This is a genomic window from Streptomyces sp. NPDC058469, from assembly GCF_042721125.1.
Taxonomy (GTDB): domain Bacteria; phylum Actinomycetota; class Actinomycetes; order Streptomycetales; family Streptomycetaceae; genus Streptomyces.
In genome coordinates this window covers 1-7,794 of record NZ_JBHXME010000199.1, presented here as the reverse complement: position 1 = coordinate 7,794, position 7,794 = coordinate 1, and the positions used below count along the sequence as shown (strand labels likewise).

The following is a 7,794-nucleotide window of genomic DNA, read 5'->3' as shown; positions in this document are numbered from 1 at the left end:
TTTATCTTTTATTTCTTTTTTTGTTGTTTTTTGTTTGTTTGTTTTTTTTTTTTTATCTCTTGTCGGGTGTCCGTTGTTGTCCCCTCGGTGTGGGGGGGGGTGCGTCCCCGCGCCCCCCCCCACTACTGCGCCTGTGCGCTACGACCACCCATCCCGATCGTCGACAGCTCCTCCATGCGCTCCGGCGAAAACGACGCCGCGCGGGAGCGCTGGTTGCCGAACAAGATCGACGCGCGTGTCCCAGGAAGCGGCTCGGCGTTAGTGATGCGACGTCACGTACAGCCCTGCATCGGTCCCTGCGCGGGCCGGGGCCGGGCGGGACAGGTGGCAGCCATGAGGCTGCGCCAGATGAAGGAGAACGCATGGAGCGTACGAAGGGGATGCGGGCCAAGCTGGCCGCACAGATGGCGCTGCCTGTGGTGGGGGCCATTGGCCTGGCGGTCACCCAGGCCCCTGCCGCCGCCGCTGCACCGGTGGCCGCTCCGCGCGCTGCGATCTGCCAGACCGTGGGGGCGGGCAGCCTGGTCACCGGGGTGACGCACGCTGCAAGTGGCTTGATCCGGGGGGTCCTTGGCGACTACAGGAGGCCTGAGGCCGCTAACACCCACCTGGGCGGCGGAACCCTCACGGGCGTCACGAAACTCACCGACAGCATCCTGGGCCGTCCCGAGACGTTCTGTGCCCCTCTCGCCCAAGTTGGTCCTCCGCCTCTTCCGCCGCCGCCTCCCCCCTACGCGGTCTCGGGTGTCGGGGAGGGAAGCGCGAGCTGATGTCCACGTTGGGAGGGGCGCCGCTGGTTCGCCCGTTCATCGCACGGACGGACCACGAGCCTCTCCCGAGCATGGAGGAAGTGATCGCTCGGGCCGGCCGCGTCGCCTACGCGGATGAAACACCGGCCGACCGTGACGCGTACGGCGTGCTGTGGATGCGTCAGGTACACGCGCCCGAGCAGGGCGTGCCCCTGTACGGGAAGATCCACTCAGCACGCCAGCGTCATGCCGTACTGAACCTGCTGTGCCAGATCTGCGGCCAGGAACCCGACGAGAACCACGACGGTGTCCTGTGGCTCCTCCCGACCCTGCCCGGCCAGCCTGCCGAAGACGACGGCAACGGGATCATCACCACGTACCCGCCCGTCTGCCGGCCCTGCGCCCGCCTGTCTCTCCGGCAATGTCCGCCCATGCGCCGGGGACATGCCTTGCTCCGTGTCCGCGACGTCCAGGTCCACGGCGTCACCGGAGCCGCGTTCACCCCGACCGCTTCCCGCGCCGTCTTCCACGAAGCTGTCGAGCACGCCTATGGCGACCCCGCCCTTGCCAACGTCGTCGCCATCCAGCTGCTGCTGCGACTGACCGACTACCAGGCCGCCGACGATACTGAACCGTGCTGAACTGCGGTCGAGAGCCGGTCATAACCGAGCCGGATGGTGGCCTCACAGCGGTTAGACCCTGAGCCCAATGCACAGCGCCGCCTAAAGCGCCCTTGCCGGCTCGGCACGGTCCGCAGGTTCGACGAGTGGACGGCTGCGCCCCGGGGCTGATTCAAAGTCCTGGTGATCGCGCTGCGCTGCTGGTCAGAGGATCTGCAGGAGGTCCAGGGGCGGGTGAAGGGCTTGTAGGGGACGTGGCGGAGTCCGGCGGCGATGCTGCAGTGGCTGTGGTCCGCGGGGGGTGTTGATCGCCAGGTTGTGCAGGGCGGCCGTGTTCTGGTGCGCGCGTCCGGTGGCGGACCTTGGAGGCATCCTCACGGTAGGCGGTGTCACGGCTGCCGCAGCCGCCCGATCGCGGTGCCGAGGTCGGTCTCGATGCCGTCGGGCTCCTGCAGGCCGTTCTCCAGCAGGCGTTGGACGAACGGCCGGTGTTCCGGGCGGCCGGCTGTGGAGAAGTACGCCTGGAGGCCGGGCGCGAATTCGCTGTCCTCGGGCAGGGTGGCCACGTCGACCAGCTTCTTGATTCCGGTGATGGCCACCTTGTCGAAGGCTGCGATGCGGCGCGCGAACGCGTCCGTGAAGTCCTCGATCTCGGCATCCGGGATGAGGCGGTTGACGTAGCCGTACTGGGCGGCGAGGTCGGCGGGAATGTCGTCGCCGCCCAGCAGGATCTCCAGGGCGCGGCCCCGGCCGACCAGCCGTCCGAGTCGGGCCATGGGTCCGCCGCCGGGGACGGTACCGACACCGACCTCGAACTGGCCGAGGACCGCCTTCTCGGAAGCGAAGCGGATGTCGGTGGCGAGCACGAACTCGCTGCCCGCGCCGCGGGTACGGCCGCGGATCTCGGAGATCGTCGCCGCCGGCAGCTTGCTGAGCCGTACGAAGTTGTCCAGATACGGGTGCAGGCCGGTCGGTCCGGGATGCATCCCCGCCACCCGGGCGTTGTCGGCCTTGAAGTCCCAGTGGGCCATGAAGTAGCCGGGGGTGTCGCTGCGGAAGACGACCACGGTGAGGTGCGGGTTGGTCTCGATGCGTTCGACGAGCGCGCCGAGCTGGTCGAGTGTGTCCGGGTCCAGCAGGTTGACCGGGCCGTTGTCGAACGTCACGCGCCAATAGGAGGGGGAGACTTCGACGACGTGAAACTGCTCTGCGGTCATGTCGACTCCGTTGGTCTTGGTGTGTTCGTCATGAGACGAACTGTTGCCCGCCGTCGATGTCGTATGTCGCACCGGTCAACGCCGTGTTGACCATGAGGTGGACGGCCAGCGCCGCAACGTCCGCGGGTCCCGCGACGCGGCCGATCGGCAGCGTCGCGCGCAGTTCGGCGCGGCGTTCCTCGATCCGGTCGCCCAGCAGCGAGGCGGAGAGCGGAGTGTCGACGAAGCCGGCCGCGATGAGGTTGACGCGTACCGGTGCGAGTTCGAGGGCGAGGGCTGCGGTGAACGGAGGCAGCGCGTTGGTGGCGGCGGAGGCAGCCCCGAGACCTCGGCCGACGCGCCGTGCTCCGGTGCCGCCCATGAACACCAAGCTGCCTCCGGGCCTTACCCGCCCGACGGCATTGCGCGCGACTTCGAGCTCCAGTACTGCGTGACCACTGATCGCGTCCCGTACCTGTGCGGCGCTCATGTCGAGCAGTGGCCCATAACTTGGAGCGCCGGCCGTCACCATCACGTGGTCGATCGGGGCCGGCAGGTCCTGGAAGAACCTCGCCAAGGCCGCGGGATCGGTTGCGTCGAACGCCGCGGTGCGCTGCGTGCCGAGCTCTGTGGCCGCGCGCTTCAGCCGGCCGGGATCGCGGCCGACAAGGACGAGCTCGGCACCCTCGGTCCGGGCACGCCTGGCGGTCTCCAGCCCGATGCCGGCGCTACCGCCGATGACAACGACGGTCTGGCCGAGCAGTTCGGGCTTGCGCGCTGGGATTGTCACTGCCGAACTCCTCCTGTATATCCCGGTGTCGGGTGGCCGCTCGTGTCGGCAGCCTTTCGACGCCTCCCGCACCGCGCGGAGAGCGCGCCACGCGGGCCGCTCCAGGACCTGCGCTGTGCCTTCGCCATGGTCCCGCGGGCTTCGGCCGCCTGGCGCAGGGCCGCCACGCGATCGTCCATGCAGTCGTATGTCGTGGGCATTGGCCTGTCCTTGTCAGCGGCCGGGCAGGCGCGTCTTGATCTCCTGGAGCAACCAGCCGTTGCCGTCGGGGTCACTGAACGACACGAAGGAACCGTAGTCCGCGTGCTCGGGAGCCGGTCCCTCCACGCGTCCCCGGGTCCCGGCGTGGTGGAAGACGCCCGTGATGTCGTGGAACACCTCGCTCACGTCCACTCCGCGTTCGACGAGAGCCGCCCGGGCCGCGTCGATGTCGTACACGGAGAGCTGCAGTCCCTGTGCCGAGCCGGACGGGGCCGAGGTCACGCCCTCGCCGAAGATGATCGAGCACAGGGAACCCGGCGGGGTGAACTGCACCACCCGGTAGCCCTCTTCGACGGCCAGGTCGGCATCCAGGCGCCAGCCAAGCGATCCGTAGAACCGCGTGGCCCGGTCAACATCGGAGACCGGCAATATCACGACTTCGAGTCGCATCTCACCGGCTTGCACCGGAGGCGTTCCGGTGCTCCCGGCGGGTCCCGCTTCCACGCTGCCCATCTCTACCTCCAGCGGTCGGTGGCACGGTCGATGGCCACCCAGACCTCACGCTTCCCAGGTTCTGCAGGAGGCACTCCGTAGCCGCCGACACGCCTCCCCGGCACTGAGAACGCGTCCCACACCATGAGAGCCGTCCCCACCGGTGCCCGCAAGTGGGGGTCTGGATCGCCCCTGGGGCGGTGGTGGCGGCATGGGGTCTGCCGCGGTCCAGGGCCGGGAATGCGAGAAGTCCGAGACTGTGGGCGGCGTCTCCGGCCAACGGCCGCATCTGGTGCGGGCCGGCAGGACCGAGCGGCCCCGGGGGTGGCGGCCATGACGAGCCCCTGCCGGAGGGGAGCCGACAGGTTGTGGCCGGACCAGCGACGCTCACAAGATCAAGAGGCTTTGTAACGCCCTGCACATCACCGACGCCCGACCTCGGGCGGCCTGACCTTCAGGCGCGTAGGCTGATTCGGTGATCGTGAAGGAATCGTTCAACTTCCGTCGGACCGTGCCGTATGTTCGATTCGATTTGCTGCTTGCCGCGATCAGCGCCACTGCGGTGTACCTGCTGGTCGACGTCGCGGAAATCTCCTGGCTCGCGCTGCCGTCTTTGGTCGCCACTGTCCTTGGTACCGCTCTGGCCATCCTGCTCGCGTTCCGCGCCAATACCGCCTACCAGCGCTGGTGGGAAGCAAGCACCATCTGGGCCCAGATCACGGGTCTGTCGCGCACCCTGATCCGGGTCGCCCGGTCCCTCACCGATGCCAAGGTCGCCCAGGGCTCCGTCGCATCCGACGCCGTCCACGCCTGGCAACGTGACCTGGCCGTCCGCCAGGCAGCCTGGGCTCACAGCCTGGCCCGACAGCTACGCCAACAGGACGCCACAGCCGAGCTCACCCGCCTCCTGCCGGCCGACGAGGCGGCCCTTGTCCTCGCCGCCGACAATGGGCCCGCCGTCCTGGCCCGGCTGCAGAGCCAGGCCATCTTCCGAGGCTATGCCGCCGGAATCCTCGCCGGTCTGGACAACTTCCAGCTGGAGACTGCCTTGGCCGGACTGTCCGTCCAGCAGGCACTCGCGGAACGCATGAGCGCAACCCCGATCCCCCGGCCGCACGACTACCTCAGTCGTATGTTCGTCCACTGCTATGTCGTGGTCTTCCCGTTCGCGACCATCAGCGTCGTACCCGCCCACCAGTGGCTGGTGATTCCCACCACGCTCCTGATCGCCTTGTACTTCCGGCTGATCGAACGGGTTGGCGCCGCCAACGAGGAACCGTTCGCCAACCGCGTCCAGGATGTTCCCATCACCGCCCTGGCCATCAACCTCGAACGTGATCTGCTTGAACTCATCGACGTCCCGGACCGCCCGGCCAAAGCCGTGCCCGTCGACGGATACCTCTGGTGACGGTGAACCACCGCTTGCGCCGCGCTCGCCCGTAGACGAGAACACGGCCATGCCCAGGAGGTCGAGCGGGCGGGTGATGGGTCCGTAGGAGGTGTGCGGGGCTGTTTCAAAGTCCGGTTGTCCGGTTGGTGAGGTGAAGTTGCTGGTCACGGCGCGGTGACGATGTTCACGGAGGCCGCTACGAGCGGATCGAGGCTCCCGTTGTGGACGGATGACCTTGCCAGTCACCGTTCAGAACCGGAGTCTCGATGTGCCGTCAGTCTGCCACCGTCTGCCTCGTCAAGTCGCCTGTGCTGGCCGGGTGTTCGGGGTTGTCGCTGGCGGAGCGGCTGGTCAGGCTGCCGGACCCTCGCCATCGCCGGGGCGTACGTCACCCATTCGTGGCGGTGCTGTTGATCGCAGCCTCGGCCGTGGTGGGGGAGCGCGTTCGTATGCGGCGATCGGGCAGTGGGCCCGCAATGCTCCGCAACCGACTCTGGCACGGCTCGGTGCACGCCTGCTGACCGCGCTGAACCTGTACGTCGCACCCTCTGCGGCGACGATCCGCCGGATCATCGTCTCCGTCTGTCCGGGCGGGCTGGCCGATCTGACGGGCGAGAGCACGCAGGGGGCGGAGTCGGTGGCTGCGGACGGCAAGAGCGCCCGCGGTTCACGTCACGACGATGTGCCGGCCGCGCACCTGCTCGCCGCGATGACCGGCGACGGCCGCACCCTCACCCGGCTGCGGGTCCCGGACAAGACGAATGAAATCACCTGCTTCGCCGCGCTGTTGGAACCGTTCGACCTGACCGGGATCGTGGTCACGGCCGATGCCCTGCACACTCAGCGCGGCCACGCAGTCTTCCTCGCCAGGACGAAGGGGGCGCGCTACGCGTTCACCGTGAAGAAGAACCGGCCCGCGTTGCACGAGCGCCTGCGCACACTGCCCTGGGAGCGGGCTACGGCGAAGTTCTACGACCGCAGCGAGGGCCACGGCCGCAAGGAGACACGGGTGGTTCAGGTGCTGACCGTCGAGGACCTGGACTTCCCGCATGCGGCGCAGGTCGCGAAGATCACCCGGCACCGCACCAGCCTGAAGACCGGGAAGCGAACCCGCGAGACGGTTTACGTGATCACTGATCTGCCCAGCCGGGACGCGTCACCGGAAAGGATCGCGCGGCTCCTCAGGGCGCAGTGGGTGATCGAGAACGGGCTGCAGTTCGTCCGTGATGTCACCTTCGACGAGGACCGGTCCCAAGTCCGTACCGGCCACGGCCCGGAGAACATGGCCCCCGTGCGCAATCTCGCGATCAACAGGCTCCGCGAGCACGGCCACACCAACATCGCTGCCGGCCTCAGGGAGATGTCCTACCAGCCCTTCACCCGACCACTCGACCTCCTGGGCGTGACCCCCTGACCAGCAACTACGCCACGCTCAAAGGGCTTTGAAACAACCCTGCCCTGGAAGGCCCGTCCAGTCATGCGCGTATTCATCCCGAAGGCCAACGGAAAGCAGCGGCCTCTCGGAATTCCCGTGATCATCGATCGTGTGCTTCAAAACCGGGTGAAGAACGATCTGGAACCCGAGTGGGAAGCAGAGTTCGAGCCGAGGTCATACGGATTCCGCCCCGGCCGGGGCTGCCACGATGCGATCGAGGCCATCTACAACACGATGGGGCGCAAGGGTGCCACCCGACTGTGGGTGCTCGACGCTGATCTCGCGGCGGCATTCGACCGGATCAACCCCGCCAAGCTCTTGGACGCCCTGGGCATGTTCCCTGGTCAGAGCATGATCCGAGGGTGGCTGCGGGCCGCAGTGGTTGAAGAGGGTCGCCTCAGGCGGACGGACGAGGGAACTCCCCAAGGCGGAGTGCTCAGTCCGTTGCTGTTGAACGTTGCTCTGCATGGGATGGAGACAGCGGCAGGGAGTCGATACCGGGATGCCGGTGCGGGTAACCGTGGCACGTTCACGGCCCGGGGCGCCCCTGTGCTGGTGCGGACGTCTCCGGCGCCTCCACCGCTGACGGCGCCGCCGTCATCCGGTACACCTGCAACGGCGCCACCTACCAGCAGTTCACCCTCAACCCCGTCACCGCACTCGGCAACAGCCACGACTACCAACTCGTCGCCGTCCACAGCGGCAAGTGCGTCGGTGTCAGCAACGTTTCGACCACCGCCGGCGCCCAGATCCACCAGTGGACCTGCGATGCCGCGAGCGCACTGAGCACAAAGAAGAACCAGATCTGGAGCCTGGCCGGCAAGAACTGACGCTCCGTTCACCTGTGTGCTGTCTGCGGAGTTGCCTGCGCTCAGCGGTCCGTGGGAGTTCGCCGTTGCACGGACGTCCGTCGGCCGGGCC

The 7,794-nt window shown here is 67.8% G+C and carries 7 protein-coding genes and 1 pseudogene; 5 read left to right on the top strand and 3 right to left on the bottom strand.

The genetic code is table 11. The features are described 5' to 3' along the window. The first annotated feature begins 841 nt into the window (after positions 1-841). A complete protein-coding gene (locus ACFWP5_RS46290; protein WP_384171356.1) occupies positions 842-1,390 on the top strand; it encodes a hypothetical protein in 549 nt (182 codons plus the stop codon). Positions 1,391-1,758: 368 nt separating this feature from the next. On the opposite strand, the gene ACFWP5_RS46285 is transcribed toward ACFWP5_RS46290, so the two are convergent. From ACFWP5_RS46285 to ACFWP5_RS46275, 3 genes are all read right to left on the bottom strand, one after another. After that, positions 1,759-2,586, bottom strand: coding sequence for an enoyl-CoA hydratase/isomerase family protein (locus ACFWP5_RS46285; protein WP_384171354.1), 828 nt, complete (start codon positions 2,584-2,586; stop codon positions 1,759-1,761). Positions 2,587-2,614: 28 nt separating this feature from the next. Next, a complete protein-coding gene (locus ACFWP5_RS46280) occupies positions 2,615-3,355 on the bottom strand; it encodes an SDR family oxidoreductase (protein ID WP_384171351.1) in 741 nt (246 codons plus the stop codon). 213 nt (positions 3,356-3,568) lie between these two features. Then, positions 3,569-4,006, bottom strand: coding sequence for a VOC family protein (locus tag ACFWP5_RS46275; protein ID WP_384171348.1), 438 nt, complete (start codon positions 4,004-4,006; stop codon positions 3,569-3,571). 517 nt (positions 4,007-4,523) lie between these two features. Between ACFWP5_RS46275 and ACFWP5_RS46270 the strand changes: the two genes are divergently transcribed. From ACFWP5_RS46270 to ACFWP5_RS46255, 4 genes and pseudogenes are all read left to right on the top strand, one after another. Beyond that, positions 4,524-5,456 carry a bestrophin family protein gene (locus ACFWP5_RS46270; protein WP_384171345.1) on the top strand — a complete coding sequence of 311 codons (933 nt, stop codon included), beginning with the start codon at positions 4,524-4,526 and terminating at the stop codon, positions 5,454-5,456. A 211-nt stretch (positions 5,457-5,667) separates the two neighbouring features. Next, entirely contained in the window at positions 5,668-6,852 is a 1,185-nt protein-coding gene (locus ACFWP5_RS46265; protein ID WP_384171342.1) for an ISAs1 family transposase, read from the top strand. Between the two features lie 63 nt (positions 6,853-6,915). Then, positions 6,916-7,338: pseudogene (locus ACFWP5_RS46260) on the top strand (reverse transcriptase domain-containing protein); the annotation flags it as partial. 134 nt (positions 7,339-7,472) lie between these two features. After that, positions 7,473-7,703, top strand: a complete 231-nt coding sequence (locus ACFWP5_RS46255) for an RICIN domain-containing protein (RefSeq protein WP_384171380.1) — start codon at positions 7,473-7,475, stop codon at positions 7,701-7,703. Positions 7,704-7,794: the final 91 nt, after the last annotated feature.

What these genes read in the sequence shown, in the direction of transcription:
- ACFWP5_RS46290 (WP_384171356.1), top strand. Translation starts at nt 842, where the DNA reads ATGGAGGAAGTGATCGCTCGGGCCGGCCGCGTCGCCTACGCGGATGAA.
- ACFWP5_RS46275 (WP_384171348.1), bottom strand. Translation starts at nt 4,006, where the DNA reads ATGCGACTCGAAGTCGTGATATTGCCGGTCTCCGATGTTGACCGGGCC.
- ACFWP5_RS46265 (WP_384171342.1), top strand. Translation starts at nt 5,668, where the DNA reads ATGACCTTGCCAGTCACCGTTCAGAACCGGAGTCTCGATGTGCCGTCA.
- ACFWP5_RS46285 (WP_384171354.1), bottom strand. Translation starts at nt 2,586, where the DNA reads ATGACCGCAGAGCAGTTTCACGTCGTCGAAGTCTCCCCCTCCTATTGG.